The sequence below is a fragment of the Candidatus Campylobacter infans genome, from assembly GCF_013416015.1.
GTDB classification, from domain to species: domain Bacteria; phylum Campylobacterota; class Campylobacteria; order Campylobacterales; family Campylobacteraceae; genus Campylobacter; species Campylobacter infans.
In genome coordinates, this window is sequence record NZ_CP049075.1 from 677,961 (window position 1) to 704,796 (window position 26,836).

Annotated in this window: 23 protein-coding genes; 3 read left to right on the forward strand and 20 right to left on the reverse strand. The window is 36.4% G+C overall.

Features of this window, described 5'->3' with window-relative positions; translation table 11 throughout:
• Positions 1-12 precede the first annotated feature (12 nt).
• Genes CINF_RS03570 through rfbF form a run of 4 tightly spaced genes read right to left on the reverse strand, consistent with a single transcriptional unit; the run spans position 13 to position 4,103 of the window.
• Positions 13-939 (reverse strand): SDR family oxidoreductase, encoded by a 927-nt coding sequence (locus tag CINF_RS03570; RefSeq protein ID WP_179975777.1) that lies wholly within the window; start codon positions 937-939, stop codon positions 13-15.
• Entirely contained in the window at positions 939-2,267 is a 1,329-nt protein-coding gene (rfbH, locus tag CINF_RS03575) for a lipopolysaccharide biosynthesis protein RfbH (protein ID WP_179975778.1), read from the reverse strand. Before rfbH ends, CINF_RS03570 begins: the two co-directional genes overlap by 1 nt.
• Position 2,268: 1 nt before the next feature.
• Positions 2,269-3,321, reverse strand: a complete 1,053-nt coding sequence (gene rfbG, locus CINF_RS03580) for a CDP-glucose 4,6-dehydratase (RefSeq protein WP_178696348.1) — start codon at positions 3,319-3,321, stop codon at positions 2,269-2,271.
• An 8-nt stretch (positions 3,322-3,329) separates the two neighbouring features.
• Entirely contained in the window at positions 3,330-4,103 is a 774-nt protein-coding gene (gene rfbF / locus CINF_RS03585) for a glucose-1-phosphate cytidylyltransferase (RefSeq protein WP_179975779.1), read from the reverse strand.
• Between the two features lie 115 nt (positions 4,104-4,218).
• Between rfbF and CINF_RS03590 the strand changes: the two genes are divergently transcribed.
• The gene (locus CINF_RS03590; protein WP_179975780.1) at positions 4,219-7,554 is read left to right on the forward strand and encodes an O-linked N-acetylglucosamine transferase family protein; all 3,336 of its coding nucleotides are present in this window, start codon (positions 4,219-4,221) and stop codon (positions 7,552-7,554) included.
• A 191-nt stretch (positions 7,555-7,745) separates the two neighbouring features.
• Here the strand turns inward: CINF_RS03590 and CINF_RS03595 are convergent, their stop codons facing one another.
• The 13 genes from CINF_RS03595 to rpsO form a co-directional block, all read right to left on the reverse strand.
• Entirely contained in the window at positions 7,746-8,267 is a 522-nt protein-coding gene (locus tag CINF_RS03595; protein WP_178696354.1) for an iron transporter, read from the reverse strand.
• A gap of 14 nt (positions 8,268-8,281) precedes the next feature.
• Positions 8,282-10,177: an FTR1 family iron permease gene (locus CINF_RS03600; RefSeq protein ID WP_240156158.1), complete on the reverse strand. Its 1,896-nt coding sequence runs from the start codon at positions 10,175-10,177 to the stop codon at positions 8,282-8,284.
• A 219-nt stretch (positions 10,178-10,396) separates the two neighbouring features.
• Positions 10,397-11,263 carry a peptidoglycan metallopeptidase Pgp3 gene (gene pgp3 / locus CINF_RS03605; protein ID WP_179975781.1) on the reverse strand — a complete coding sequence of 289 codons (867 nt, stop codon included), beginning with the start codon at positions 11,261-11,263 and terminating at the stop codon, positions 10,397-10,399.
• Positions 11,263-11,487 carry a hypothetical protein gene (locus tag CINF_RS03610; protein ID WP_178696361.1) on the reverse strand — a complete coding sequence of 75 codons (225 nt, stop codon included), beginning with the start codon at positions 11,485-11,487 and terminating at the stop codon, positions 11,263-11,265. The genes pgp3 and CINF_RS03610 overlap by 1 nt, the downstream gene beginning before the upstream one ends.
• Positions 11,488-11,586: 99 nt before the next feature.
• Positions 11,587-12,015 (reverse strand): hypothetical protein, encoded by a 429-nt coding sequence (locus CINF_RS03615; RefSeq protein ID WP_179975782.1) that lies wholly within the window; start codon positions 12,013-12,015, stop codon positions 11,587-11,589.
• On the reverse strand, positions 11,997-12,902 hold the full coding sequence (gene rarD, locus CINF_RS03620) for an EamA family transporter RarD (RefSeq protein ID WP_240156159.1): 906 nt from the start codon (positions 12,900-12,902) through the stop codon (positions 11,997-11,999). The genes CINF_RS03615 and rarD overlap by 19 nt, the downstream gene beginning before the upstream one ends.
• A complete protein-coding gene (gene pgsA, locus CINF_RS03625) occupies positions 12,903-13,448 on the reverse strand; it encodes a CDP-diacylglycerol--glycerol-3-phosphate 3-phosphatidyltransferase (protein WP_179975783.1) in 546 nt (181 codons plus the stop codon).
• A gap of 50 nt (positions 13,449-13,498) precedes the next feature.
• Complete coding sequence (locus tag CINF_RS03630) at positions 13,499-14,284, reverse strand: enoyl-ACP reductase (protein ID WP_178696367.1); 786 nt, start codon at positions 14,282-14,284, stop codon at positions 13,499-13,501.
• Positions 14,284-15,177 (reverse strand): 4-hydroxy-tetrahydrodipicolinate synthase, encoded by an 894-nt coding sequence (gene dapA / locus CINF_RS03635; protein WP_178696369.1) that lies wholly within the window; start codon positions 15,175-15,177, stop codon positions 14,284-14,286. The genes CINF_RS03630 and dapA overlap by 1 nt, the downstream gene beginning before the upstream one ends.
• Positions 15,167-16,420 (reverse strand): M16 family metallopeptidase, encoded by a 1,254-nt coding sequence (locus CINF_RS03640; protein WP_179975784.1) that lies wholly within the window; start codon positions 16,418-16,420, stop codon positions 15,167-15,169. Before CINF_RS03640 ends, dapA begins: the two co-directional genes overlap by 11 nt.
• Before the next feature lie 53 nt (positions 16,421-16,473).
• On the reverse strand, positions 16,474-18,108 hold the full coding sequence (locus tag CINF_RS03645) for a Na+/H+ antiporter NhaC family protein (RefSeq protein ID WP_179975785.1): 1,635 nt from the start codon (positions 18,106-18,108) through the stop codon (positions 16,474-16,476).
• Between the two features lie 181 nt (positions 18,109-18,289).
• Complete coding sequence (locus tag CINF_RS03650) at positions 18,290-20,065, reverse strand: UDP-N-acetylglucosamine 4,6-dehydratase family protein (protein ID WP_179975786.1); 1,776 nt, start codon at positions 20,063-20,065, stop codon at positions 18,290-18,292.
• A gap of 107 nt (positions 20,066-20,172) precedes the next feature.
• Positions 20,173-20,445 (reverse strand): 30S ribosomal protein S15, encoded by a 273-nt coding sequence (rpsO, locus tag CINF_RS03655; protein ID WP_179975787.1) that lies wholly within the window; start codon positions 20,443-20,445, stop codon positions 20,173-20,175.
• A gap of 140 nt (positions 20,446-20,585) precedes the next feature.
• Here rpsO and CINF_RS03660 point away from each other — a divergent pair, with 140 nt between their 5' ends.
• Positions 20,586-20,987 (forward strand): Rrf2 family transcriptional regulator, encoded by a 402-nt coding sequence (locus tag CINF_RS03660; RefSeq protein WP_178696379.1) that lies wholly within the window; start codon positions 20,586-20,588, stop codon positions 20,985-20,987.
• Positions 20,984-23,179 (forward strand): flagellar biosynthesis protein FlhA, encoded by a 2,196-nt coding sequence (flhA, locus tag CINF_RS03665; protein ID WP_178696381.1) that lies wholly within the window; start codon positions 20,984-20,986, stop codon positions 23,177-23,179. The genes CINF_RS03660 and flhA overlap by 4 nt, the downstream gene beginning before the upstream one ends.
• A 110-nt stretch (positions 23,180-23,289) precedes the next feature.
• Here flhA and CINF_RS03670 read toward each other — a convergent pair whose 3' ends face one another.
• The 3 genes from CINF_RS03670 to CINF_RS03680 all read right to left on the reverse strand — a co-directional run bounded on the left by CINF_RS03670 (position 23,290) and on the right by CINF_RS03680 (position 26,774).
• Positions 23,290-24,594 (reverse strand): M48 family metalloprotease, encoded by a 1,305-nt coding sequence (locus tag CINF_RS03670; protein WP_179975788.1) that lies wholly within the window; start codon positions 24,592-24,594, stop codon positions 23,290-23,292.
• Between the two features lie 11 nt (positions 24,595-24,605).
• Positions 24,606-25,202 carry a LemA family protein gene (locus CINF_RS03675; protein ID WP_179975789.1) on the reverse strand — a complete coding sequence of 199 codons (597 nt, stop codon included), beginning with the start codon at positions 25,200-25,202 and terminating at the stop codon, positions 24,606-24,608.
• 162 nt (positions 25,203-25,364) lie between these two features.
• Positions 25,365-26,774: an aspartate ammonia-lyase gene (locus tag CINF_RS03680; protein WP_178696387.1), complete on the reverse strand. Its 1,410-nt coding sequence runs from the start codon at positions 26,772-26,774 to the stop codon at positions 25,365-25,367.
• Positions 26,775-26,836 lie beyond the last annotated feature (62 nt).

The window sequence follows — 26,836 nt, forward strand, 5'->3', positions numbered from 1 at the left end:
CACGCCACCTTTTTACTGCTTTTTGGATTTAGGGCTAAAAGCGCATTTAAAATTACACCCCCCCCCCCCGCAATAATAATCAATTATTAAGCTAATATTATGCTTATAATTATTTTGTGCCATCCAGCCTAAATTTTTTAAAGGCTCAACATTTTCTATAATCTCCATGGCTTCATTTTCTCTCATTTGCTTTGCTCCAAATTTTAAGATTGTATTAAAATTAAACCTAGCCTTACATTGCTTATAAATTTCTAGCAAAAACTCTTTTAGCACGATTTGTTCGCCCGTGCCTACATCAAACTCAGTGAATTTGCCAAAAGAATTTTTATTTTCATACACAGCCAAATACGCCCTTACCACATCATCGATATAAACAAAATCGCGCTTTTGCAAGCAGGCTGTTAGATTGATTTGAGTGGCGTTATTTATTAATTCATTTATAAGCCACGCTATAAGCTTGTTGTTATCATCTTTTATGCCATACATATGTTCTATTTTCATATTAAAAATTTGCGTTTGGCTTAAATCGCGTTTAAGCCACTGGCTAAATTGATGCTTTGTTAGGGCGTAATTATTTATATTTTTTGAAAGTAGGGTATCGGCGTTAAAAAAGGTTAAAATTTTATATTTTTTAGCCATTTCAAGCACTTTTAAGCCAAAAATCACATTTGCATTTAAAAGCTCGCTTAAATTTTCATTATTTCGCCCATATAAGCAAGCGGTGTGCATTATGCAAGTTATATTATTTTCTTTAAAAGCACTTTCTAAATTTTCTACATTATAAAATTTTAAATTATGATTGCTTAAATTTTCATATCGCCATAATTTAGAATTTGGGCGTTTTATGGCTATTACTTTTATGCCTTTTTCTAAAAGCGTTTTAGCAAGATGATAGCCTAAAAACCCGCTTGCGCCAGTGATTAAAAAGCTTTTGTTCATTATAAATTTTCTATTATAACTTTTGCGATTTTATCAAGCATAGCATTATTCATACCAGGATAAACTCCCAGCCAAAAGCCATCGTTCATTATTTTATCGGTGTTTGTTAGCGTGGATGCTACTTTGTAAGCAGAAGTATCTCTAATGCTATCAAAGCAAGGATGTTTTATGATATTACCAGCAAAAACTGCTCTTGTTTGGATTTTTTGGCTTTCAAGTGCTGTTACAAGCTTTGCTTTATTTACTCCATCTTTACAAATTATTAAAAAGCCAAACCAGCTAGGATTTGAATTAGGGCTAGGATTTGGTAGAAGTAGCTTATCTTGCGTGTTTTGTAATTTAGCCTTTAAGTATTCAAAATTTTCGCGTCTGCGTTTTGTAAAATATTCTAGCTTTTCAAGCTGAGCGCAACCAATAGCAGCTTGCATATCAGTAGCTTTTAGGTTATAGCCAAAATGGCTGTAAGTGTATTTGTGATCGTAGCCAAGGGGTAATTTGCCGTATTGCTTGCTAAATCTATGCCCGCAAGTATTATCACAGCCACCAAGACAATAACAATCCCGCCCCCAATCTCTAAATGAGCGTATAATGCGATCAAGCAAGGCTGAGTTTGTATAAAGTGCGCCACCTTCGCCCATAGTAATATGATGAGCAGGATAAAAGCTAGAAGTGCCAATATCACCAAAGGTGCCGGTTTTGGCGGTTTTGCCATTTAGGGTGTATTCTGAGCCGAGCGCATCGCAGTTATCTTCAATTAGCCAAAGATTATGCTTTTTACAAAACTCACTTATGGCCTTTATATCAAAAGGATTGCCAAGAGAATGCGCTAACATCACGGCTTTTGTTTTGTTGCTTAGGGCTTGTTCTAAAAATTTCACCTCTATATTGGCACTTTCTAGGCAAACATCGACAAAAACAGGCACCGCTCCGTATTGTAAAATCGGTGTAATTGTAGTAGGAAAGCCACACGCTACGCTTATTACTTCATCGCCGCGTTTTATTTGGCGCTCTTTTAAAAGTGGGCTAGTAAGAGCCATAAAGGCCAATAAATTCGCGCTTGAACCAGAATTTACAAGGCTAACATAAGGCAGATTTAAATACTCGCCTAGCTCTTTTTCAAAACGCTGTGTGTATTTGCCAGCAGTTAGCCAAAACTCCAATGCCGAATCGCTTAAATTTAAAATTTCTTGCGCATCAAACACACGCCCTGCGTAATTTATCCTATCGCCATCTTTATATTCAGGTTGGATTAAGAAAGTTTCATAATATTGCTTAATGGCATTTAAAATTTCTAATCTCGCCTCGTCTTTGCTTTTGTTTTTAAACATTTTAAACTCCAAAATATTCTTTTATTTGTTGGTCTGTTATTTTGCTAGCACAAACTCCATTATCTAGTGCTTTATGCCATAAGACTACTTTTTTTACCGCTTCTTTTATGCTTAATTTTGGTTGCCAATTAAGAGCATTTTTAGCCTTTTCGCATTGAAGTTTTAAAAAGGTTGCTTCGTGTGGGGCGTTTTTTTGCGCTACGCTAACCCAATTTGCGCCATCTCCCCAGGCATCGCAAAACAAACTAGCTAATTTGCCAGTGCTAATGCAAGATTCATCATTTGGGCCAAAATTATATGAGCTTGCTAAATTTTTATTATTGTATTGTTTCATTGCTAGTAATAAATAGCCATTTAAACAATCTAAAATATGCCAATAAGGTCTTGTGGAGTTTGGATTGCGAAGTTGTATGCTTTGATTTTTTTGTGTGGCGCGAATACAATCAGGGATTATTCTATCAAGCGAATAATCCCCACCGCCTATTACATTGCCACTTCTAGCTGTGCTAATAGCTGGCGCGTTTGTGGTGTTAAAAAACGAATTTTTATAGCTATATGTTATAAGTTCAGAGCAAGATTTTGAGTTTGAATAAGGATCAAAGCCACAAAGTTCTTCATCTTCTCTATAACCCCAAAGCCATTCTTTATTTTTATAAACTTTATCGGTGGTTATATTGATAAAAGATTTTGCGCTAGCACATTGTCTTAACGCCTCTAAGACATTAATCGTTCCCATTATATTTGTTTGGTAGGTATAAACAGGATCAGCGTAGCTTGCTCTAACAAGTGGCTGTGCTGCAAGGTGAAAAATAATATCAGGTTGAAATTTTACAATTTTATCTATTACTTCATCTTTATTTCTTATATCAGCGATAAATGATTTTATATCCTTGCTAGTTTTGCTTAGCTCAAAAAGGCTAGGGTTTGTGGGCGCATTAAGTGCTAAGCCTGCCACATCAGCACCAGCAAAAAGTAAAACCCTAGTTAGCCAAGTGCCTTTAAATCCAGTGTGTCCGGTGATGAAAACTTTTTTATTTTTATAAAATTTTAACATTTTGCGTTTTACCATATTTTCCAAGGTGCGTTTTTAGTATTCCACAGCTCATTTAGCTTGTTTTTATCACGCAAGGTATCCATAGGTTGCCAAAAGCCATTGTGTTTGTAGGTGAAAATTTCGCCATCTTTTGCTAGATTCATTAAAGGCTCTTGCTCAAAAATCACATCATCGCCATCGCCTATATAATCAAAAACTTTATTCTCACACACAAAAAACCCAGCATTTATCCAGCTACCATCGCCTTTTGGCTTTTCTTTAAATTCTAAAACTTGATTATTACTACTAAGATTTAGCGCGCCAAATCTGCCCTCTGGCTGAGCTGATGTCATACTCATAAGCTTGCCGTGGCTTTTGTGAAATTTTAAAAGTTCATTTATATTTATATTTGCTACGCCATCGCCATAAGTTAGCATAAAGGCTTCATCGCCTATGATTTTTTTGGCTTGTTTTACGCGCGCGCCAGTCATTGCATCAAGGCCTGTATCTATCAAGCTTACGCGCCATGGCTCGCTAGATGTGTTTAAAATATCCATTTTGTTATTTGCAAGATCTATGCTCACATCGCTTCTGTGTAAAAAATAATTTGCAAAATACTCTTTTATACAATAACCCTTATACCCAAGCAAAATTACAAAATCATTAAATCCATAAGTAGAATAAATTTTCATTATATGCCAAAGAATAGGCTTGCCGCCGATTTCTACCATAGGCTTTGGGCGCAAATCTGTTTCTTCGCTTAGCCTAGTGCCTAGCCCACCTGCTAAAAGTAAAACCTTCATTTTTATCCTTTTTTGGCTTTGTGTGTAAGTAAGTTTGAAAAAGCAAGCGTTAATTATATCGTTTTTTTTTTTTTTTGATATACTTGCCCTTAAAATTTTAAAAAAAGGCGCAAAAATGAACGAACTTTTAGAGCAAGCTGGGGATTTAATCACAAAAGATCCACAAAAAAGCTTAAATCTTTTTAATCAAATTCTCTCGCACAAAAAAGACGATATAAGAGCGCTTTGTGGCATAGCCGAGCTTTTATTAAACGATCGCCAAAATCAACAAGCTATGAAATTTGCTCTAAAAGCCATCAACGCAAACGCTCCACTTAGCGTTAAAATTTTAGATGCTAAAAGCAAAAGTTATGGAATTTTAGCCATTGCAAATGAAAGAGAGCGCAGGCTAGATGATGCTGGGCTGTATTTAAGCGCGCACCAGCTCTTAGCTGATTTATGCGCTAACCCACAAAAACATATTTTAGATCAAAACCCGCATTTTCAAGCCGATAGTTTTAGCGCATACAGCCAAAATCCAAATCACGCACCGCAATTTTTAGAGCATGGAGTTTTAAGCTATGAAAATGATAAAGATCCGTTTTATGCCCTTGCTTGCGTGCTTGTGGCGTTTTATCACGCAAATATCAAGGCTTGCAAGATTGATGAAAATAAAGACACAAAAAACAGCGCAAATTTTAAAATTTCAAAAAGCTATGAATTACCACAAAACCCAAGCCCGCAACTAAAAGAGTTTTACGCAAATGCTTTGATTTTTTTGGCTCTTTTGGCTTTTGATATGGACAATAAAGCAAAAGCTCAGGCTTTTTTAGATGAGGCTGGGCATTTTGAATGCGCAAAGCTTTATGAAGCTATGAAATACCGCATTCTTTGTGCTATTATGCTTGGCAAAAACGACATTCAACAAGCAAGAGAGCTAGCCCAAAAAGCTCTAATTTATCCAAATTTTAAAAATCATTTAGTTTTAGCAAATATCGCTATTTACGAAAAAGATTTTGTTCAGGCAAAAGATGAATTACAAAAAGCCTACAATCTAGCCAAAACCCCAGGCCAAAATGCTGAAATTTTAAGCTTTGAGGCTTATTTGAGCCTAAAAGAAAATGACGCAATTAAAGCAAAAGAGCTAGCAAAAAAGGCACTTGAAATTAACAAAAAATTAAAAATTGCCATAATTGTGCTATTAAACTTAGAAAATCAAAATATTAAAAAGCTAGATATTATGGCTTTATTATTAAATATCCATCCTTACCAAAAAAATGTTTATAATGAAATAATCACCAAAATCACAGCCCTAAGCGTAAATATAATTAACGCTAGCGATGAGCAAAAAATGCAACAAAAAACCAGCGCAAATGAAATGTTTAAAAGTAGCAAGTTTAGCCTAGGGCTTGATGCGGCTTTATCTTTGCTTGATTTTTACCCAGATGATGCTAAAAACACTATGGTTCTTGCTAATGCCTTTGCTAGCAATGCTGATTTAAATACTGCGATTAAATTTTATAGCCGTGCGGCGATGATTGACGATGTTAAAACCCACGCCCTAAAAAAGCTTAGCTCTTTGTATTATGCGCAAAAAGATTATATAAGAGCCTTTAATGCCTTAGAGCTTTTAGTAAAAGATGGCAAGGCAGATGAAGATGTGGCTATATATAAAACCCAAGCTGAAATAGCCATAGAAACAGGCGTGCAAAAGCTTTTAGAATTATCCACTAAGCTAATAGATAAAATTAAAGAAGTAGAGCCAAACAGCCAGCACATAGATATCTTAAACGCTAAGATATTTGAAAAAAAAGGTAAATATTTTGATGCTATCAAAGAGCTAGAAAAAGTTTTAGAAAAACACCCAGATAACGAGGAAGTCTTAGGATTATTATCCCAGTGCTACAATAATATAAATGAATACGAAAAATGGGAGAGTTGTTATACAAAAGTGCTAAATCTCCACAGGCAAAAAATCATAAATGATTTAAAAATAGTTACACAAAAAGATGAAATAGATGTAAATGATAGGCAGTTTTTGCTCTTAGAAAATGCTGATTTGATTAGTGGGATGTTATGGACTTGCCATTACATTCACGGCAAAGACGAAAAAGAAATTTTTAAACTAGCCAAACGATACGGCGATATCGTAGCTGCTAAGACTCGCTTTGTTTATGAAGATTATGAGTGTAAAAAATTTGGAGTAGATGAGTTTTTAAGCAGCGATCTAAAAAGCCTAAACCTAAACTCCGCAAAAGCTTGGGATTTTAGCCAGCTTGATAAATTGCCACCGGTGATGGCAGAGCCTAGCTCTTGTGAAGCTCTTAGGGCATATTTAAAAAAGCATAATAAAAAACTTCGCATAGGTATGACCTCTGGCGATTTAAAAAATCACCCAGTAGGCTATGTTTTAGAGGGTGCATTTAAGCTTTTGGATAAAAAAATTTTCGAGCTTTACGCCTTTGTTACGCATGGCATAGAAGATGATTTAAGCGCTAGAATCAAGCCACATTTTACAAGCTGGCAAAGCATAGCAGGCATTAGCCCAGCAGCAGCTGCAGCTAAAATCCACGAATGTGGCATAAATATTTTATTAGACCTTAGCGGGCATACTGGCTATAATGCCTTGCTTACTCATGATTTTAAGCCATCGCCAGTTAGTGCTACTTATATTGGTTGTCCTTTTAGCACGGGACTTCATAGTATTGATTATATAGTAGGTGATCCTATTTTAATGCCAGCTAGCGAGCATGAAGCAGTAAGCGAGAGAATATTTAATCTGCCAAAAAATTGGTGGCATTTTACTATGCCACCAGATATCGATACTAACGAGCTTTTATCCATAAACCAAGACGCACCTTATAAAAGAAACGGCTATTTTACCTTTGGTAGTTTTAATAATATTTATAAAATGAATGATACAGTAGTGGCTCTTTGGGCAAAAATCTTGCTTGCTGTGCCAAATTCTAAATTATTTTTAAACTACAAACAACTAACCGATGAAAGCCAAAAAGAGCGCATAAGGGAGTGGTTTGGGCGTTATGGAGTTAGTGGGGATCGCTTTATTTTGGATTTTACTACGCCACGCTATAAAACGCTAAATACTTATAATTTAATAGATCTTTGCCTTGATCCCTTTCCGTTTTGTGGATTTACAACCACGGCTGAGGCCTTGATGATGGGCGTGCCAGTAATTGCCCTAAAAGGCAATAGTTTGCTAACAAGGGCTGCAAATAGCATACTAACAAATACAAATTTAAGCGAGTTTGTAGCTAGTGATTTAGATGAATATTTTGCTAAGGCGGTTCATTTTGCTACGAGCGGACGCGATCATCTTGCGCATTTGCGCGCTAATGCCAAAGATTGCATTAAAAATCAAGCCTTATTTGATACGCCTAGATTTAGCAAGGATTTAGAAAATATGTTTTTACAAATGTGGATAAATTATGAATTAGGCATTAAATTGCGCTAGATAGGCTATGCTTGCTAGTGCTTTTAAAATTTATTTTTTCAAAATTTATTTTAGAAGTGGCTTGAAATTTTAAAGATTATTTTTAGAAATGTTTTGAATTTTAAACTTTATTTAGCGCGCATTTAGGCGCAACCCTAACGCGCGCAAGATTATTAAAATTTTAGAATTTATTTTTTAAATAACTTAAAATTTTAATCTTTTGGTGTGCCTGTGTATTTGAAATTATATTTTACATTAAAGGCACTCCACCATTTGCCAACGCCAGTTGCTTTGTCTGCGTGGCGGCCAAAACCTTGGGATTGTGGATTGTCGATGTGAAAGGTCAGCTCGTAATTGCCGATACCAGCATCCATTTTGACATTTGCGCCATAATGTGGGCCATCAGCTGCTACCATAGGCATAAAGGTTCCTTTTTTAATCTTGCCATTATCTGTGTTTTTTAGCGTGTAGGCGATTTTAAGATAAGGGATCCATTCGCCCTCGCCAAAACCATTTGGATTGCCTTTAAGCGCGTGTATATCGGCCTCTAAGTGGATATCGGCTTGGCTTGGGGCTAGATCTATGCCCTTTGGCTCCATATCAATAGGCTGTAAATAAACAGCTGCTATCTCCATACCATTCATTTCAGCTGGTTCGCCTATGGCGACCTCGCCAGCCACACAATAGCCAGCTAAAACGCCAGCCAACAATGCTGATGAAAGTAATTTTTTCATCTTTTCTCCTTTTTTTAAGATTGGGTTTGTTTTTGTTTTGTATAAATTAAGCCAAAAATCAAGGCTAGTATCATTAAGGCTTGTGGCACAAGGCTTTCATAATACGGATATAAGCCAAGCCACGGCAGGGTAGGTATTGCGCTTATGCTATGGCCTACAAAAAGCTTGCCCTCAATTAGCTCCATTACGCCCTTGCCAGTAAAAGCAATAGACATATAAAAAATCATAGCCGAAGTGGCGAGGAAAAAAGGCTTGATAGGAATTTTTAAAGCAAAAATTTTAAGTATCACATAAGAAATTGCCAAAAGCACGATCCCTAGGCAAAATCCTGCCGCAACCATACCAAGCCCTGAGCTTTTATCGCTAGCATCAAGGACAAGTGCTGTATAAAATAGCACCGTTTCAGCACCTTCTCTATAAACTGCTAAAAACACAACCCACCAAAGCATTTTGCCATCTTTTTTGCTTAGGCTGTTTTGGACTTGCGAGCTTATATAAGCGTTCCATTTTTTAGCGTTTGCATTGCTTAGCAGCCAAAATCCTACATAAAATAATAAAACCGTAGCAACTAACATCACCGCGCCCTCTAAAATTTCGCGGCTTTGGGCTGCCATTTGTGTCCCAAAAATCAAACTCAACGCATAAGCTGTAATTACGCTTAAAATCAAAGCCACGCTAAGCGCGCTATATACGATATTTAAACGCTTTTCATTTTTGGTTTTTAATAAGTATAAAATCACCGCCGTTACTATAATAAGTGCTTCAAAGCCCTCGCGCAAAATTATGATTAAAGCATATAAAAATATATCCCACGCGCTATTTTTGCCAGTAAGTTCTAGGCTTTTTTCAAGCTGGGCAAATAATTCATCTTTGGCCTTTTGGATGGCGTTTTCATCGCCTGCGTTAAAGGCAGCATTTAAGGCATTAAAGCTAGCTTCTGTGCTTAGTTTAAGTGCGCCATCGCGTCCGCCTATGGTGTTTTCCATACCGCTTGCTTCATATTCGTCAAAATACGCGTTTTGCGTGTGTTCGATAGCTTCGTCTATTTTGCCCTCATCATAAAGGGCGATGGCTTTATTTATGCGTGAGCGAATGTTTTCTACTACGCTTGTGTAGTCTTTAAAGTTTTCTTTATTTTCTTGCTTTGGAGCAAGGGCGTAGCTATCTTGTGGCAAGCGCGAAATTGTCGTGCTTATAAGCTCATCTATATCAACTAAGGCTTGATTAAAATCGCTAATTTCTTGCCCACTTGCTACTGATCTAATTAGCTCGTTTATGGCTTGCTGGATATTTGCATCTACTGCCTTGCCTGTTTTTTGGATAGCTCCAAAGCTAAAACCACCATAACGGCGCACGGCTATTTCTAGCCCGCTATTTCTATATAAATCCATTTTTAATTCATTTAATGCCGTCAAAATGGCTTGCTTATCATTTTTTGGATCTTTTGTTTTTGTGTTTTGGATTTGGGTTTGAATGCTTTCAAGCACGGCATTCCAAGGGTTATCATCTGTTAGGCTTATTTGTAAATCGCTTTGTGCGTTTAGGCGATGTCCGCTATTTATAATAGGCAAAACTTCATCAATTTGGGCATTTAGCGCATCAATGCGGGCTTTGATTTGCTCGTAACTTTCTTTTGCTACTATGGCCTTTCTAATTTGGCCAAATTGCTTTTCCATATCGTAAGATTTTTTGCTGCCAAGATTTAACCTAACGCCTGCTTCAAGGTTTTCAAAATGCCCAAAATATGCTTGCTGGGTTTGCTTTTTAGCCTCGTTATCTTTGCCCTCTTTATAAAGCTCTAAGACTTTATTAAAAGCATCTTTAATGGCTTGTGCTTGTTCGTTATAATCGCTAGCCATAAGCATAATAGGCAAAAGCATAAAGCTTAAAATTTTGCACATAAATCTCATTTTAACAGCCTTTTAAATTTTATAAGTTATGAAAAGCATTTTCAAAAAAAAGTGTAAAATTATAAAAGTAGCTAGCTTAAAATAACTTAAAATTTATAATATTTTTGATAAACTTTTTTAAAATCACTTAAACATTTATATTTAAAAGACTTGAAATTTTAAAGGCAGAAAATTTGGCTAGTTTAAAATTTTGAAATTAAAATTTTAATTTAAAAATTATTATTTATTAAAAACGCTTTTATTAAAATTTCTAATAAATTTTATAGGATCAATGCGGGCTTGATTTGCAAATACACTAAAATGTAAATGTGGCCCGCTCACACGCCCGCTAGCTCCGCTAAGGGCGATGATTTGCGCTTTTTTGACGCGCTCGCCATTTTTGACAAAAATTTTACTCAAATGGCAGTATTGCGTGTAAATGCCTGCGCCGTGGTCGATGATTACGCTTTTGCCACAATAATAAAGATCTTTTGCGATTTTTACGATGCCTGCGTTGCTAGCACTAATTTGTTGTGGAGTAGGGGTTTTAAAATCTGCCCCGCTATGAAAGCTTTTTAGTTCATTATTATACACTCTGACCGTGCCATACGCGCTTGTGATTTTGCTATGAAGTGGTAAGATAAAAGGGCCATTTATCAAAAGATTTGGCGTAAAGCTGGCGTGGATTTTTTGAATTTCGCTAATTTCTTTTTTAATGCGAGCATACGCGCTTTTTGGCGGGTTTATTTTCTGGGGTGCGACTTTTAGGATTTCTTTTTTGTAGGGGAGTTTTTGCAATTTTAAGTTTATGATTTCATCGCCGTTTTTAATGAATATATCGCGCTTTGCTTTATATGGAGCAGAAATGATGGCAAGTTTATGATCTTTTAGGCTAGGGTGATTTGCCCATTTTGCTGGCTTTTGATTTATGCTAAGATCTTGTGCGTTTTCATTTTTACGCACTAAAATATAAGCTTCGCCGTTGCCTATTTTTAAAATTTCATCATTTTTGGCTGTGTTTTTAAGCTTTAAACTCTCGTTTTTGCTGATGTTTTGGCTAAAAACTCCGCTACAAAACACAGCAAAAATGAGTAAAATTTTAAGCATTATTTGCTCATTAAAATATCTGGGTAAATGTCTGCTAGGCGTTTGCGAGAGATTGGTGAGTATTGGTTTAGTTGCTCGTAGGCTTCTTCTATATCGCCATCTGTAAATTCGCGCACTTTTTCTACTAATTCATAAAGCTCTTCATCATCAAGATTATCAAAATCCTTGCAAGTTTCAAGATTTTCTTGGATTATGGCTTCTAGTTCTAGCTCATCGTAGCTCATTAACACTCCTTTAATAAAGCGCGCAATATTAGCCAAAAAAGCTTAATTTCTTATAAAACTATTAGCTTAAATTTTGATATTATTTATTAAATCCAAATTTTAAATATTAGAAAATTCTTTTTGAAATTTCATTCTTAGTTCATCTGCTAAATCTTGCCCGTTTTCAAAACTAGCTATGATAAAATCATCTAATTTGTGTAAAAACTCGCCTAATTTTTGGCTCCAAATACTCTCATCGCTGTTTTGGTTCATTCTTTTTATAAATTTTATTTCACGGCTTAGCTCATCGATTTTTTCTAAAATATCAGCTTGGTTTAATTCTTGTTTTATTTTAAGCATTTTTACTGCGTTAAGTTCATCGTTTATAAAATCGCAAAAACGCTCAAAGCCGTGTTTTGGCGCGCTTTGAGGCTCATTGTTGGCATCTTGAATGTCAATTGCTTTTGTGATTTTTTGAATGTTGTGTTGTAAGATCGCAGCCACCACAACAACAGCTACAATCATCATAATTAGCGATGTAAAGTCCATTTATATCCTTTTAATGAAAAAATCGTGCTTAGCCCAAGGCTTAGCCAAATTAGCCCAAAACTTAGCATTTTATAGGCTTCAAAGCTTTCGTTATACAAAAAAATCGCTATTAAAAAGCTAATTGAAGGCGAGATGTATTGAAAAAATCCTATGGTTGAAAGTGCTAAATATTTACTAGCCGCGCCAAAGGTTAAAAGTGGTAAAATCGTAATCACTCCGCTAAAAAATAGCAAAAATCCAGTTAGGTTGATTTGAAAATTTGCCCCGCCGCTAATTTGAATAAAAGCTAAGATAAGAAGCGCAAAAGGCGTCATAAGCATTGTTTCAATAAATAAGCCCTCATAAGTTGGCACGGGGCATTTTTTACGAATTAAGCCATAAAACGCAAAAGATAAAGGCAAAAGCAAGCAAATAAAAGGCAAGCGCCCAAGGGCGTAGATTTGCACGCAAATAGCCATAAATACAATAAAAAGGCTAATTTGATTTATCTTGCTTAATTTTTCTTTTAAAAACAAAAAGCCAAAAAATATAGAAAAAAGCGGGCTTATAAAATATCCAAGGCTTGTTTCTAGGATATGTCCAGCCTCTACGGCGTAGATGAAAATTCCCCAATTCGCACTTATTAATGCTCCGCTTAAAGCTAAGTTTAAAATAACTTTTTTTATTTTTAATAAACGGCGCAAAGCATTTAAACGCCCCAAAAAAATTATAAGCAAAAATAATAAAACCACAGACCAAATAATTCTATGGGCTAAAATTTCAAGCGGACTTACATTATCTAACCATTTAAAATATATTGGGAAAACTCCCCACATTCCAAAAGTAGCAGTAATTAAAATAACCCCAAAGGTTTGCCTATCGCGTGGCATAAAAGATGTTAGTTTCATTTAGTTATTATTTTTATTTTGTTTAATATAAGCTAAAATATAAGCAAAACCTGAATACAAAGTAAGCGCCACAGCCAGCCATAAGAGTAATTGCGAATAAGCCCACTCCATCATCAAAAAGCTAATAGCTATCATTTGAAAAGTTGTTTTTAATTTGCCAGCAAAGCTAGCTTGGACGCTTATATTTTGGCTAGCTAGCACAACGCGAAAGCCAGTGATGAAAAATTCCCGCGTAAGTATTATATAAACAGCCCAAACGCTAGCTCTTTGTATCATCATCAAGCCTAAAAATGCGCTTAAAATCAGCATTTTATCAGCTAGCGGGTCTAAAATTTCACCAAGTTTAGTTTTTTGATCCCATGAGCGCGCGATATAGCCATCAAAAAAATCCGTCATACAAGCTAGCGCAAAAATGAGCGCACAAAAATAATTTAGCCAGCTAATATTTATTTCATTAGTTTCGTTTTTTAAAGCCAAAAGTAAAAATAATAGCAAGGGCGCAAGCAAAATGCGCACACTAGCTAGTATATTTGGGAGATTTAGCATTTATAGCCTCTAATAACTATTTAGTAAATTTAAAATTTTAATATTAAATTTTATTTAAAAGTAGTGCCACCATCTACAATAAAGCTATGCCCTGTTACCCAGCTAGCCTTTGATGAGCATAAAAACAAGCAAGCCCCGCTTAAATCTTGCGGTTGTCCCATTCTACCAAGTGGGCTAAGTGCTGCTGTGGCATTGCGAACTTCTTCGTAGTTTGTAAAAGCGCGCAAAGCATCGGTTTCGATAGGCCCACCACATACTACATTTACGCGGATATTATGCTCGCCTAGCTCAGTTGCAGCATAGCGCGCCATAGCCTCTACGCCGGCTTTTGCCGTGCCATGCCCGCTGTAATGCTCTATATAAACCAAATGCCCAGTGCTTGAAAGAGTAATCACCGAGCCACCGCCTACTTTTTGCATTCGTTTTGCGGCTTCTTGCGTGCCACATACAAAAGCGTTGATTGTGGCTGTGAAAATATTATTTAGCCCGCGCGGTTTTAGTTTCATAAATTTTGTATATCCGCCAGCTACTGCGCGCCCTGAAATAATCGCATTTGATATGAAAAAATCAACCCTGTCAAAATCTTTATCAATCTCTTCAAAAACCTCTTTATAATTTTCTGGCTCTAAAATATTTAGCTCATAAGCCCTAGCTTTTATGCCAAAATCTTTTTGGAGTTGATCTGCTTGCTCTTTGGCTAGTTCTTGATTGCTATTATAAGTAAAGGCGATATTTACGCCCATTTTAGCAAATTCCAAAACAATAGCCCGACCTATACCACGCGTGCCACCGCTAATTACAAGCGTTTTATTTTTAAACTCATTAACATCAAGCATTAAAATCCTTTTATATCGTAGTTTTTCATTTGTTCTTCTATTAGTTTTAGATTTTCCTTACAAGGCGGGCATAATGGCAGGCGGTATTCTAAGCTATCAATTAGCCCAGCAATAAACATCGCCGCTTTTATAGGGATTGGATTGCTTTCGCAAAACATAGTTTTATTAATATTATAAAGCTTGTCGTTTATAGCTTTTGCGCCGGCAAAATCGCCACTAAGTGCTTTATGGGTAAGCTGGGCTGTCATATCTGGCAAGAGATTTGAAGTTACTGAAATTACGCCCTTGCCACCATTTGCTAAAATAGGATAATTTATGGCATCTTCGCCACTAATTACTGCTATATTTGGCTCGTGCGCTAGTAAATCCACGCATTTATCGATACTGCCACTTGCTTCTTTTACGCCATAAATATTTTTGCATTCTCTAAATAATCTAATTGCCGTGTTTGCCGATATATCACAGCCCGTGCGACCTGGGACATTATATAAAAGCACTGGAATTTCTATATTTTTAGCGATTTGCTCATAATGTAAAAAAATACCTTCTTGGCTTGGTTTATTATAATAAGGCGCAACTGATAAAATGCCATGCGCGCCACATTTTTGGGCAAATTTTGCTAGATCTACGGCTTCGTGTGTGGCATTTGAGCCAGCGCCTGCTAGCACTTTTACCTTTGTATTTTTACAAACACTAACGGCCAATTCTATACAAAATCTATGCTCATCGTGCGTTAGCGTGGCGCTTTCGCCAGTGGTGCCAACTGGCACAACCGCATCTATGCCTAATTTTATTTGTCTTTTGATTAGTTTTTCATAGCCGTTTTCATCTATTTTGCCATTTTTAAATGGCGTTATTAGCGCACTCATTGCGCCTAAAATTTCATTTTTCATTTGTAGCCTTTAAGATTATTGTGCTTTTTTGAGTTTTATTGAAGTATTTTTTAGCTATTTTTTTAAGCTCTTGTGCGCTTAAATTTTTGCTTTTATTTTCTAATTCATAAAAATCCTTTATATCACCACTTGCGATATAGTTACCAAAAATACTAGCTACCGTGCTAGCTTGGCTCATAGAATACACCAAATCTGCTTTTAGCGCGCTTTTTATTTTTGTAAGTTCTTCTTCATTCATTAAATCTTTTTTGCAAGATTTAATGATTTTGTTTAGCTCTTTTAGCACGATTTTTGCGTTTATTTGTGGATTACAAACGGCGATAAAAATAAAAAGCCCAGCATCTTTTAAGCTCATAGCAAAGGCATTTATGGAATTTACTAATTGCTTTTTATCTACTAATTCGCGCTCTAAAATGCTACTTTTACCACCACTTAAATACTGGCTAAGAGCGTTTAGGGCTACATTATCTGGGTGTTTAAAATTTGGAATTTTAAAAGCAACTGCTAAAATATCAACCGCGCTTTCTTTATGAATTATTAGCTTTTTTGCGCCTGTTTGCTTTGGCTCTATTTGGTGAAATTTTGGTAAATTCGCTCTATTTGGGATATTTGCAAAATGCTTTTTGGCTAAATTAAAGGCGGTTTTTTTGTCTGTATCGCCAGTGATTATTAAAAAAGCGTTTTTTGGTTGATAATAAGTTTTCCAAAATTTTCTTATATCAGCGATTTTCCAATTTATTATATCCTCATAATACCCAATAGGCAGCCAATGATAGCTATGGTAGCTAAATGCGCTCTCAAAAAGTTTAAAATATAAAGTGCCGTATGGATCATTATCTGTGCGCCATCTGCGCTCTTGAATCACTACCTTGCGCTCAGGCTCAAACTCACTATTTTTAAGGCTTAAATTCTCCATCATATCAGCAAAAAGCTCCAAGCTTTTATCTAAATTATCCTTGCTAGCTTTTATATAATAATGCGTATAATCAAAGCCCGTGCTTGCGTTATTTGTGCCACCAAAGCCTTTAATGATTTTATCAAAATCACCAGCTTTATGATTTTTCGTGCTTTTAAAATTTAAATGCTCTAACATATGAGCCATACCAGTTTTGCCAAGCGTTTCATCGCGTGAGCCAACTTTATAAAATACATCTACATTTATTACATTTGAGCCTTTATTTAATGGCACAAAGTAAATTTCAAGCTTATTTTTTAATTGAGTTTTATAGTATTTTGGTAGCATTTTGCCTCTTTTATGATAAAAAAATGCGCATTTTAGCAAAAGCTAATTTAATTTTACTTAACTTCATTTTCATAAACCCAAAAGCGTTCGGTAAGTTTTGAGAGCATGATTATCCCGCCAAACATCAAAGCCAGCGTAGCAACCCAAGCAACTGCTAAGCTTTGAGCCATCGCACCAGCCAAAAATCCAGCCGCGCACGCAATAGCCACAAAAAGCGCATAAGGCATTTGCGTGCTTACATGCTCTAAATGCGGACATCCTGCACCAGTAGATGATAGTATTGTGGTATCTGAGATTATAGAAATATGATCTCCCAAAACAGCACCGCTTAGCACAGCTGCTATGCTCATTAGGGTCATTGTAAGGGTTTGATCATAATCTGCGCCGTCCATCAAGGCTAAAATTATCGGCATAGCAAGGGGGATCATAATAGCAAAGGTTCCCCAGCTAGTGCCAGTAGCAAATGCCATAATGGCTGAAATAATAAACATAGCAAGCGGTAAAAACGCCACTAAATAGCTAGCATCTTTAAAAATTTCGCTTAAAAAAAAGCCAAGCCCAAGCCCGCCATCACTTGGCGCTGCTTTAATAATAGTCCCAAGACACCACGCAAGCGCTAAAATAATTAAAGCTGGCACCATGGATTTAATGCCAAGCTCTAAGCTAGCACTAGCCTTGCTCAAGCTCAAAAGCCCGCGCGCTATAAAATAAATATAGCTTAGCAAAATCGTCCAAGTAATAGCATAAAATAACGCCACGCTCGCGTCTGTATTTTTAAAAGCATCGCTTAAACTAATGCTAGCCCAAGCTTGTGCTAAGCTAGTGATTTTTTCTCCATCAATGCTAGCTAAATAAGTGCTAAGCGGAAAAAATATCACCGCACTAAGCACTAGCAAAATAAGCGGTAAAAGCATATCAATAGGTTTTGCGCGCTCGTTTTTTTCTTCGCTTAAATGCGCAGCGCATGCGCCATATTTATGCTCGTTGAATAATTTACCGCTATTAGTTGCAAGAGCTTGTGCTTTTGCCATAGGGCCAAAATCTCGCCCGCTAATTATTATATAAAGCACAAAAATTAGCGTAGAAATGGCATAAAGATTATAAATAATTGAATGTATAAAAAACTCAAATGGTGTCATATTCAGCTTTTCAAAGCCATAGGTTTTATCAAGCGCGCTCATTACCGTTACAACCCAGCTAGAAATAGGCGCGATAATACAAACAGGCGCAGCAGTAGAATCTAAAATATAAGCTAATTTTGCGCGACAAACCCGCATTTTATCGCTAATAGGGCGCATTATCGTTCCAACAGCTAGCGAATTAAAATAATCATCAATAAAAATAAAAATTCCAAAAACAAAGCTCATAAGCCCAGCCCCGCGCCTGCTTCGCACTTTCGTGCTTGCCCATTGCCCAAAAGCACTGGCCGCACCAGTAGCACTTAGCATAGCCACAAGCGCGCCAAGCATAGCACAAAACATCAAAATACGCACATTCCAGCTATCGCCTACTAATTTTGCCAATAAATCCGCAAAAGCTAGCACGGCACTAAAAATATCGTAATTATTAATAATCAACAACCCACTAAGCACGCCAAGGCACAATGATACAATCACATCTTTACTAATAAAAGCGCATATTATAGCAATTAGCGGTGGCAGCAAGCTTAAATATCCGTAGCTAGTCATTTTAGGGCACCTTTTTTTAATTTAAAAGGCGCAATTATAACAAATAAAGCTTTTTTAATAATGAAAAATTTGTTAATTTTGAAGTTTTATTAAAATTTATAAAAAATATATTTTAAATTTTAATTTTACGGCATTTAAAATTTAAAAGGCTCATTTTAAAATTTAAAAAGATAAATAAATTTTATTTAGCGTGATTAAACTCAGGCACTATATCTTTAAGCGTTTTAAAAAAACTCTCATTTGCTTCATCAAAGCTTAAAAGCAAGCTTATTTTTTCATTCAAGCTTTTTAAATCGCAAGGCTTAGAATGCGTTACAAAAATGCTTTCAAAGCGCGTTTTGGCATCTTTTGGATCTATTAAAAGCTCTTCGTAGAGCTTTTCGCCGGGGCGAAGTCCTATGTAGTTTATGCCTAGATTTTCTTTGCCACTTAGCTCTAAAATGCGTTTTGCAAGGTCAGCAATTTTTACAGGCTCGCCCATATCAAGCACAAAAAGTTCGCCACCACGGGCTATTGAGCCAGCTTGTAATACTAACTCGCAAGCCTCGCTTTTTAGCATAAAATAGCGCGTGATTTGCGGGTGTGTTACGCTTAGGGCTTGGTTTTTTGCGATTTGTGCTTGAAATTTTGGGATAACTGAGCCACTTGATCCAAGCACATTGCCAAAACGCACGCCAGTAATTTGCGTGGTATGTGAGCTTGAATTAAGCGCGTAAAGCTCGCATATTCTTTTAGTTGCGCCCATTACATTAGTAGGGCGGACGGCTTTATCGGTTGAGATTAGCACCACGCGGTTTATGGCATATTTAATTGCTAAATCTATAAGATTTTTTGTGCCTAAGACATTGTTTTTTACAGCACTTATGGCGTTATATTCGCACAAAGGCACATGCTTATAAGCAGCAGCGTGAAAAACAATATCAGGGTGATGAGTAAAGATTATGCGCTCAAGATCTTTTTGATTACATATATCAATTAAGGCTAAAACATTGCGTTCATCGGCATTTGTTGCTTCATTTATGGCATAGAGATTGTATTCGCTGTGATCTAGCATAATTAGTTTTTTAGCGCCAAATTCTAAACACAGCTTACACAGCTCGCTGCCTATCGTGCCACCAGCGCCAGTAATTAAAATAATTTTAGAATTTATATAATTTTTAATAATCTCTTTATCTAAATCTTTTGGTTTGCGCGCTAGTAAATCTTCTATGCTTATATCTTTTATTTTGCTTTCGTTTTCGCTTAGAAGCGTGAAAATTTTAATATCATCATAACCAAAAGATCTAAGATCATTATAAAGCGCGCTAAGCTCGTTTTGGCTTAGTTTTTTGGCGATTATTGCGCTTTTTATGCCTTGGCTGGCATAAAATTTTAATTCTTTCATAGATTTTACGCGGTAACCGCCACAATCTGTGCCTATAACTTGCTCTCTTGGGTCTGTTATGCCAGCACAATAATAACTCGCATAACCGCTTTTAAAGCCATTTAGCACTTGTAAGGCTTTATTTGTTCCGCCAATTATCACACAAGGTTTGCCGTGTTTAAAGCTTGTAAAATCCAAAAGCACGCGTTTTAAAATGCGAAGCGTGCCAACCATCACGCAAGATAGCAAAAAATCAATAATTATGGTAGAGCGCGCAAAGGGGTTAAAAAAATCACTCCAAAGGCTAAAAATTAAATAAAATATTAAAGCTCCAAGCCCCATAACAAGGGCGATTTTTCTAGCTTCATTTAAGCCAAAAAATCTCCACGGCACGCGATAAAGCCCAAAAATATACATCAAAGCCAATTTAATAGGCACTAAAATTAAGCTCATTTTTAGTATTGCTGGCTCAAAATCTTGTGGGATCTCTCCACTAAATCGTAATAAATTAGCAAAATACACGCTAAAAATAAAAATAAAAAAATCACAAAATAAAAAAAATAAAAGGCGCCTAAATTTTGTAATCGTAAACATTTTGGCTCTTTAATGAAAAGGTGCGAGAGTTTAAAATAAAGAAAAATTGCATAAATTTTAAAAATAAGCCAAAAGGCTGTAAGCTAAGATTAACTTACAGCAAAAAATTATTTATCTCTTAGGCCTAATTGGCTTACTAAATTAACATAAATGTCGTATTTATTGGCTTTTAGGTATTTTAATAAGCGTTTGCGTTTGCCTACTAATTTAAGCAGACCAAGACGAGAACTAAAATCTTTTTTGTTGATTTTAAGATGCTCTGTTAATTGAACGATGCGTTTGCTTAAAAGCGCGATTTGAACCTCGGCAGAGCCGGTGTCACCTGATTTTCTAGCGAATTTCGCGATAATTTGCGATTTTTGCGCCGAATCCAAAGCCATGATAGCCTCCTGATTGGTAAAATAAAAACGGCAATTGTAGCGCGCAAAACAAAAATTAAGCTTAAAATAAGCAAATTTTACACTTCTTTAATCTTTATTTGCTACAATTACGCCTTTTTATATTGATTTTAGGGATTTAAATGCTATTTACAAAAGCCAGTGAATATGCGCTTTTTGCGATGATTTATCTAGCTAAAAGCGAAGGTGCAAAAGATGTGGATTTAATTGCAAATGATTTGGGTATCGCAAAGCCATTCTTAGCCAAAATTTTACAAAATTTAGCCAAAAACGGCATATTAAAATCTTTTAAAGGCGCAAATGGTGGCTTTATGCTAGCAAATAAGCCTGAAAATATTTCTGTTTCAAGCATTATCGAATCAGCACAAAGGCATAAATTAAGCGTGTTTAAGTGCAGTGGGGACGAGGCTTATTGCCCTGATGATAAAAAGGCACTTTGTGCTATTTGGCCTATATTTAATTGCTTACAAAAAAAAGTAGATAATTTTTTAGATTCTATTAGCCTAGCGGATATAGCTAAATGACGCCTAAAAAACGCGGTTTTTTACAATTAGTCGCTCCGTATTTTGAGCCAATTTTAACGCCACTTATGAAAGGGCGCTCGCTTAGCATTGTAGCTGTGGTGATGACTATATTAGCTATTATTATAGTGCCATTGCCTAGCGGGATTTTGGATTTTTTTTTAGCACTTTCTATTTCTATTTCTGTGCTTATTATTTTAATAGCTATTTATGTGCCAAAACCAACGGATTTAAGCACTTTTCCAACTCTTATTTTAATTGTTACGCTTTTTAGGCTTTCATTAAATATCGCAACCACCAGAATGATTTTAAGCAAAGGCCACGAAGGCCCAAGTGCTGTTAGTGATATTATTGCTAGCTTTGGTGAGTTTGTTGTAGGCGGTAATTTTGTAATAGGCATAATTGTATTTTGTATTTTGGTTTTAATAAATTTTATGGTTATTACAAAAGGTAGCACGCGCGTAAGCGAGGTGCAAGCACGCTTTACACTAGATGCGATGCCGGGCAAGCAAATGGCAATAGATGCGGATTTGAATGCAGGTTTGATAGATGAAGCAACCGCTAGAAAAAGGCGCGAAGATATGCAAAGTGAGGCAAATTTTTATGGCGCGATGGATGGTAGTTCAAAATTTATCAAAGGCGATGCGGTAGCTGGTATTATCATCACCATTATAAATATAATTGGCGGTTTTGCCATAGGTGTTTTTCAGCACGATTTAGCAGCTAGTGATGCAGCTAGCACATATACTATCTTAACCATAGGCGATGGCTTAGTTAGCCAAATCCCAGGGCTTATAACCTCAACAGCCACAGCCATAATAATCACCCGTTCAAGCGGAGCAAAGCAGGGCGAGAAAAATTTTGCCGAAGGCGTAATAGACCAGCTTTTTGGCCAAACTCGCACGCTTTTTATTGTTGGTGGGATATTATTTTTGTTTGCCTTAGTGCCTGGATTACCGACTTTTTCATTAGGTTTTATGGGGCTTATTTTTACTGCGATAGGTTTTGTGATTTATAAAGTTCAAAAAGGCGATTTTAAAATCAATGAAAGCACGCAAGACATAAGCCAATCATCAAGCACACAAAATGCCAGCACTCAAAGCCAAGCTAGCACCAAGCCACAAAAAACAGACGCACAAATAGCCCAAGAAGAACAAGCCAAAATCGATGATATATTAAAGGTTGAAATTTTAGAGCTTGATTTGGGTTATGGTTTATTAAAGCTAGCTGAAACCGAAATAATTGAGCGAATTCGTGGTATGCGCCGAAGTATTGCTAGCACGCTAGGATTTAGAATGCCAAAAATCCGCATACGCGATGATTTAAGCCTTAGCCCAAATGATTATGTTTTTAAATTAAAAGGCGTTAGCATAGGCACTGGGCAGATTTATCCGGATAAATTTTTAGCCATGGATAGTGGCTATGTAAGCACGCCAATTGATGGCTTGCCTACAAAAGAGCCAGCTTTTGGGCTAGATGCGTTATGGATAGATGAGAGCTTAAAACAAGATGCCATTTTGTATGGCTACACCGTGGTTGATCCTGCAAGTGTGATTAGCACGCATATGAGCGAGCTAGTTAAGCAAAACTCAAGCGAATTACTAACCAAGCAAGAAGTTCAAAATTTATTAGACAGATTAAAAACTGATTATCCTATCGTGGTTGAAGAAGCGCTTAAAAGTTGCGATATAGGCTTGATTTATAATGTTTTAGGCTTGCTTTTAAAAGATAATATCCCAATCAAAGATATGCTAAGCATTTTAGATGCGATTGATTCTATAAGTAAGCGTGGCGTGCGAGATGCTGAGATTATAACAGAACATGTGCGAAGTAGCCTAAATCGGGTGATTACAGGGCTTTATAAAGACAGCAACGGCAAACTCAACTTCTATATCCTAGAAGCAAGCGTTCAGCAAAAATTAGTTGAAGCAGTAACCTATAAAGATGGCAAATACCGCGTTAGCATAAACACAGCCCAAACCTCAGCCTTAATTTCTGCCTTGCGTAATGCTCGCGCTAATCAATCAGCAAATATCGATGGCGAGATGATTTTATGCGTTGATCCTAGCATTAGGCGTTTTATAAATGATGCTTGTGCTAATTTTTCTCTTAATATCGTTGTGCTTAGCTTTGCTGAAATTGCGCGCGGGACGGATTTTGAAACGCTTGGAGCAATAGAAGTGCCAGGGTTTTAGGCTTTAAATTTTAAAATTTGCGCTTTAAATTTTAATTATTTTAAATTAAAATTTCTGCTTGAAATTTTGAAATTTGTGCTTGAAATTGTGAAATTTTGAAATTTGAAAATTTAGCCTATTTTATCTAAGGCTTTTATTCTTGATTCTAGGCTTGGGTGAGTGGCAAAAAGCTTGCTTAAAAAGCCCTTTGTGGAGGTTATAAAAAACATATGTGCAAGGGGTTTGGCTTGGATATTTTGGATAAAACCTGCGCCGTTTTTGTGCGCGAATGCTTGGTTTGTTTGTAGGATTTTTATGCGTTTTAGTGCTGATTTTATGCCAGAGATATTGCGGGTGTATTGCACGCTAGAAGCATCGGCTAGGAATTCTTTTTGGCGCGAGATGGCAGATTGTAAGATTTTAGCAAAAATCTGCCCTAGCAAACCTAGCCCATAAAATACAAGCGCAATTAGAGCAATTATTATAACCCCGCCTTTATTTTTGCTGCGCGAGCGCGAGGATTTTAAGCTAGCGCGAAAAAATGATTCCCCTAATATCATCGCAAAAGTTAGTCCAAAAATTAGTGAAAATATTTTTAAATTTAATGCTACATCGCCATGAAATGCGTGTGAGAATTCATGCGCGATTACGCCTTGTAATTCATCGCGGCTAAAATGCTCTAATGCGCCTTGTGTGATAAAAATCGCCACGCATTCATCATCATAGCCAAATCTCTCCCCGCTTGCCATAGCATTTATGCTTGGCTCATAGCGCATTATAAAAACGCGTGGCATAGGCATATTTGAAGCAATGGCCATTTCTTCTACTATATTAAGCAGATTTTTTTCTTTTTCATTTTTGGTGGATAAAATTTCATCTGCTTTTAGGGTTTTTGCTAGTTGATTTATGGCGCTATTTTTCATTGTGGTGTTTTTGAAAAAATACGAGCCAAAAATGCTTAGAGCAAAAATTACGCTTAAAATCATTGAATATTTAAAGGCATCTTTGCGATTTGTGATTAAATCATCACCAAACTCCACGCCAAAACTTAAAAAAATTATCTCAAACAAACTAAAAGCGCATAAAAAAATCAATCCTAAGATAATAATAATCAAGGCATTTAGCCAATATATTTTGTTTTTGGCTAGTTTTTGATGCTCCCAAAAATCGCCGCGAATTTCAACCTGTCGCCCTAAAATATAACGCGTAGCAAAAAATAAAAGCAAGCAAAGCAAGCAAATAATTTTTAAAATTTGTAAGTAAAATGAGATATCTTGCATGGCAAGAGCCAAAAATACGCCTTTAAATATTAAAATTTCTTTTTGTAGGTGTAGGCCAAGATTGCTAAAATTGCTAAATAAAATAATTAGCGCATAAATGCTAAGCGCGCCAACAATCCACAAAATTAAAATTTTAATAAATCTCAAAGCATTCATCTTAAAATTTTTTAAAACTCTACTTTTGGCGCGTTTTCAAGCGTTTTGCGGTCTTCGTTAAATTCTAACATTCCCATATCATCGCGGTATTTTGTAAAAAACCCAGCCACGATATTACAAGGAAAACTTTGCTTAAATACATTATAATTCATCACGCTATCATTGTAGCTTTGGCGCGCAAAGGCAATTTTATTTTCGGTGCTGCTTAATTCATCGTTTAGTTGCATCATGGTTTCATTTGCTTTTAGCTCTGGGTAAGCCTCCATTTGGATATTTAGCCCTTTTAGTGAGCCTAATAGGCTAGATTCTGCGTTATTTAGCTTGGCTATATTTTTGGCATCTGCGTTTTGCGCGGCGGCTTCTAGTGCGCTTTTAGCGTAGTTTCTAGCATTTGTAACGCCTAAAAAAGTTTCTTTTTCGTGTTGCATATATTTTTTGGCTACTTCAATTAAATTTGGGATTAAATCATAGCGTCTTTTTAATTGCACATCAATTTGTGCAAAAGCTCCTTTTGCGCGGTTTGATAGCTCAACTAGGCGGTTATAAATGCTGATTATATAAAAAATAATTGCTATTAGCACGGCTAGTATGCTTAGTGATATTATCATTTTACTTCCTTTTATTTTTAAAATGCTAAGCGCAAATTTTAACTAAAATATTGCCGTTTTTGCTAAATTTTTTGAGTTAAATTAAAATTTGTATTTTGAATAAAATTTATGAATTAAAATTTAAAAAAGCGCGCATAAAGCGCGCAAAATAATTAAAATTAATTATTTATTTTTCATATGCGGATCAAGCATATATTTTGGATCTAGCAATTTATCGATTTCTTCTTTGCTTAAATAACCGCGCTCTAAGCAGATATCGCCTACTTTTTTGCCAGTTTGTAAGGCTTCTTTTGCTATGCTTGCGCTCTTTTCATAGCCTATTACAGGGTTAAATGAGGTTACGATGCCTACTGAGTTTAGCACATGATCTAAGCAAGTTTGTGGGTTTGCTTTAAGATGCTCTATTGCTTTTTCGCGTAAGGTGCGAACGGCATTTTCAAGGATTATAATGCTATTAAATAACGCATACGCAATGCCCGGCTCAAAAGCATTTAGCTCAAACTCGCCACGCTCAGAGCATAGCATAATGGTTACATCATTGCCCATTACTTCATAGCAAGCCTCGCCCACTACCTCGCAAATTACAGGATTTACTTTACCTGGCATAATGGAGCTACCTGGTTGCATTTTAGGTAATTCTATTTCGCCTAAACCACATCTTGGGCCTGAGTTCATTAATCTTAAATCATTTGCGATCTTGCTTAATCTTACAGCAGCGGTTTTTAGCGCACCACTAACATGAACAAAATCAGCTGTATCTTGTGTAGCAGCTATTAAATCCTGAGCTGGTTTAAACTCCACGCCGGTGATTTTGCTTAGGTGTTTTTCTACTGCTACTTTATAATCAGGATGGCAGTTTATGCCAGTGCCTATTGCAGTAGCGCCCATATTTAGCACTTTCATTGCTTCTTGGGCTGCTGTTATTTTAGCAATATCGCTTTTTATGTAGCTAGCAAAAGCATTGAAGGTATTGCCAAGTGTAGTAGGAACGGCATCTTCAAGCTCTGTGCGACCCATTTTTATCACATCTTTCCACTCAGCGCCTTTTTTGCTTAACTCGGCTTCAAGTTTTTTCATTTCATTAAGCAAGTCGCTTAATTTAGCATAGGCTGCCACTTTAATAGAGCTTGGGTAGGTATCATTTGTGCTTTGTCCGCGGTTTGTGTGGTCGTTTGGATGTAAGGTTTCATCGCTATATGCGCCCTTTTTTTGCCCCATCATTTCAAGAGCGACATTTGTTAAAACTTCATTCATATTCATATTAGTTGAAGTGCCAGCGCCACCTTGTATCATATCTACCACGAATTGATCGGCAAATTCACCAGCGATTACGCGATCGCATGCTTTACAAAGATAATCGCATTTATCTTGTGCTAACACGCCAAGTTCGGCATTTGCTAAGGCAGCAGCTTTTTTGATTTGTGCAAAAGCTTTTACAAAAAATGGATAATCACCAAATCTGCGTCCAGTCATTTTGAAATTTTCTAATGCACGAAAGGTTTGCACGCCATAATAGACGCTATCGTCTATCTCTAACTCTCCGATAAAATCGTGTTCTACTCTAGTTGCCATGTTTCCTCCTTGTGGGCAAATGTGGGTGGAATTCTAACGCTCAAAACTTAAAAGTTAGCTTA

Bases quoted from the DNA above. Each gene is read 5' to 3' on its own strand.
- dapA (WP_178696369.1), bottom strand. From the start codon at position 15,177: ATGAAAAATGAAATTTTAGGCGCAATGAGTGCGCTAATAACGCCATTT.
- CINF_RS03640 (WP_179975784.1), bottom strand. From the start codon at position 16,420: ATGCTACCAAAATACTATAAAACTCAATTAAAAAATAAGCTTGAAATT.
- rfbG (WP_178696348.1), bottom strand. From the start codon at position 3,321: ATGTTAAAATTTTATAAAAATAAAAAAGTTTTCATCACCGGACACACT.
- CINF_RS03680 (WP_178696387.1), bottom strand. From the start codon at position 26,774: ATGGCAACTAGAGTAGAACACGATTTTATCGGAGAGTTAGAGATAGAC.
- CINF_RS03615 (WP_179975782.1), bottom strand. From the start codon at position 12,015: ATGGACTTTACATCGCTAATTATGATGATTGTAGCTGTTGTTGTGGTG.
- CINF_RS03600 (WP_240156158.1), bottom strand. From the start codon at position 10,177: ATGAGATTTATGTGCAAAATTTTAAGCTTTATGCTTTTGCCTATTATG.
- rfbH (WP_179975778.1), bottom strand. From the start codon at position 2,267: ATGTTTAAAAACAAAAGCAAAGACGAGGCGAGATTAGAAATTTTAAAT.
- rarD (WP_240156159.1), bottom strand. From the start codon at position 12,902: ATGAAACTAACATCTTTTATGCCACGCGATAGGCAAACCTTTGGGGTT.
- CINF_RS03570 (WP_179975777.1), bottom strand. From the start codon at position 939: ATGAACAAAAGCTTTTTAATCACTGGCGCAAGCGGGTTTTTAGGCTAT.
- CINF_RS03670 (WP_179975788.1), bottom strand. From the start codon at position 24,594: ATGAATGCTTTGAGATTTATTAAAATTTTAATTTTGTGGATTGTTGGC.
- CINF_RS03650 (WP_179975786.1), bottom strand. From the start codon at position 20,065: ATGTTTACGATTACAAAATTTAGGCGCCTTTTATTTTTTTTATTTTGT.
- CINF_RS03610 (WP_178696361.1), bottom strand. From the start codon at position 11,487: ATGAGCTACGATGAGCTAGAACTAGAAGCCATAATCCAAGAAAATCTT.
- CINF_RS03595 (WP_178696354.1), bottom strand. From the start codon at position 8,267: ATGAAAAAATTACTTTCATCAGCATTGTTGGCTGGCGTTTTAGCTGGC.
- CINF_RS03645 (WP_179975785.1), bottom strand. From the start codon at position 18,108: ATGACTAGCTACGGATATTTAAGCTTGCTGCCACCGCTAATTGCTATA.
- pgsA (WP_179975783.1), bottom strand. From the start codon at position 13,448: ATGCTAAATCTCCCAAATATACTAGCTAGTGTGCGCATTTTGCTTGCG.
- CINF_RS03630 (WP_178696367.1), bottom strand. From the start codon at position 14,284: ATGCTTGATGTTAATGAGTTTAAAAATAAAACGCTTGTAATTAGCGGT.
- pgp3 (WP_179975781.1), bottom strand. From the start codon at position 11,263: ATGCTTAAAATTTTACTCATTTTTGCTGTGTTTTGTAGCGGAGTTTTT.
- rfbF (WP_179975779.1), bottom strand. From the start codon at position 4,103: ATGAAGGTTTTACTTTTAGCAGGTGGGCTAGGCACTAGGCTAAGCGAA.
- CINF_RS03675 (WP_179975789.1), bottom strand. From the start codon at position 25,202: ATGATAATATCACTAAGCATACTAGCCGTGCTAATAGCAATTATTTTT.
- flhA (WP_178696381.1), top strand. From the start codon at position 20,984: ATGACGCCTAAAAAACGCGGTTTTTTACAATTAGTCGCTCCGTATTTT.
- CINF_RS03660 (WP_178696379.1), top strand. From the start codon at position 20,586: ATGCTATTTACAAAAGCCAGTGAATATGCGCTTTTTGCGATGATTTAT.
- rpsO (WP_179975787.1), bottom strand. From the start codon at position 20,445: ATGGCTTTGGATTCGGCGCAAAAATCGCAAATTATCGCGAAATTCGCT.
- CINF_RS03590 (WP_179975780.1), top strand. From the start codon at position 4,219: ATGAACGAACTTTTAGAGCAAGCTGGGGATTTAATCACAAAAGATCCA.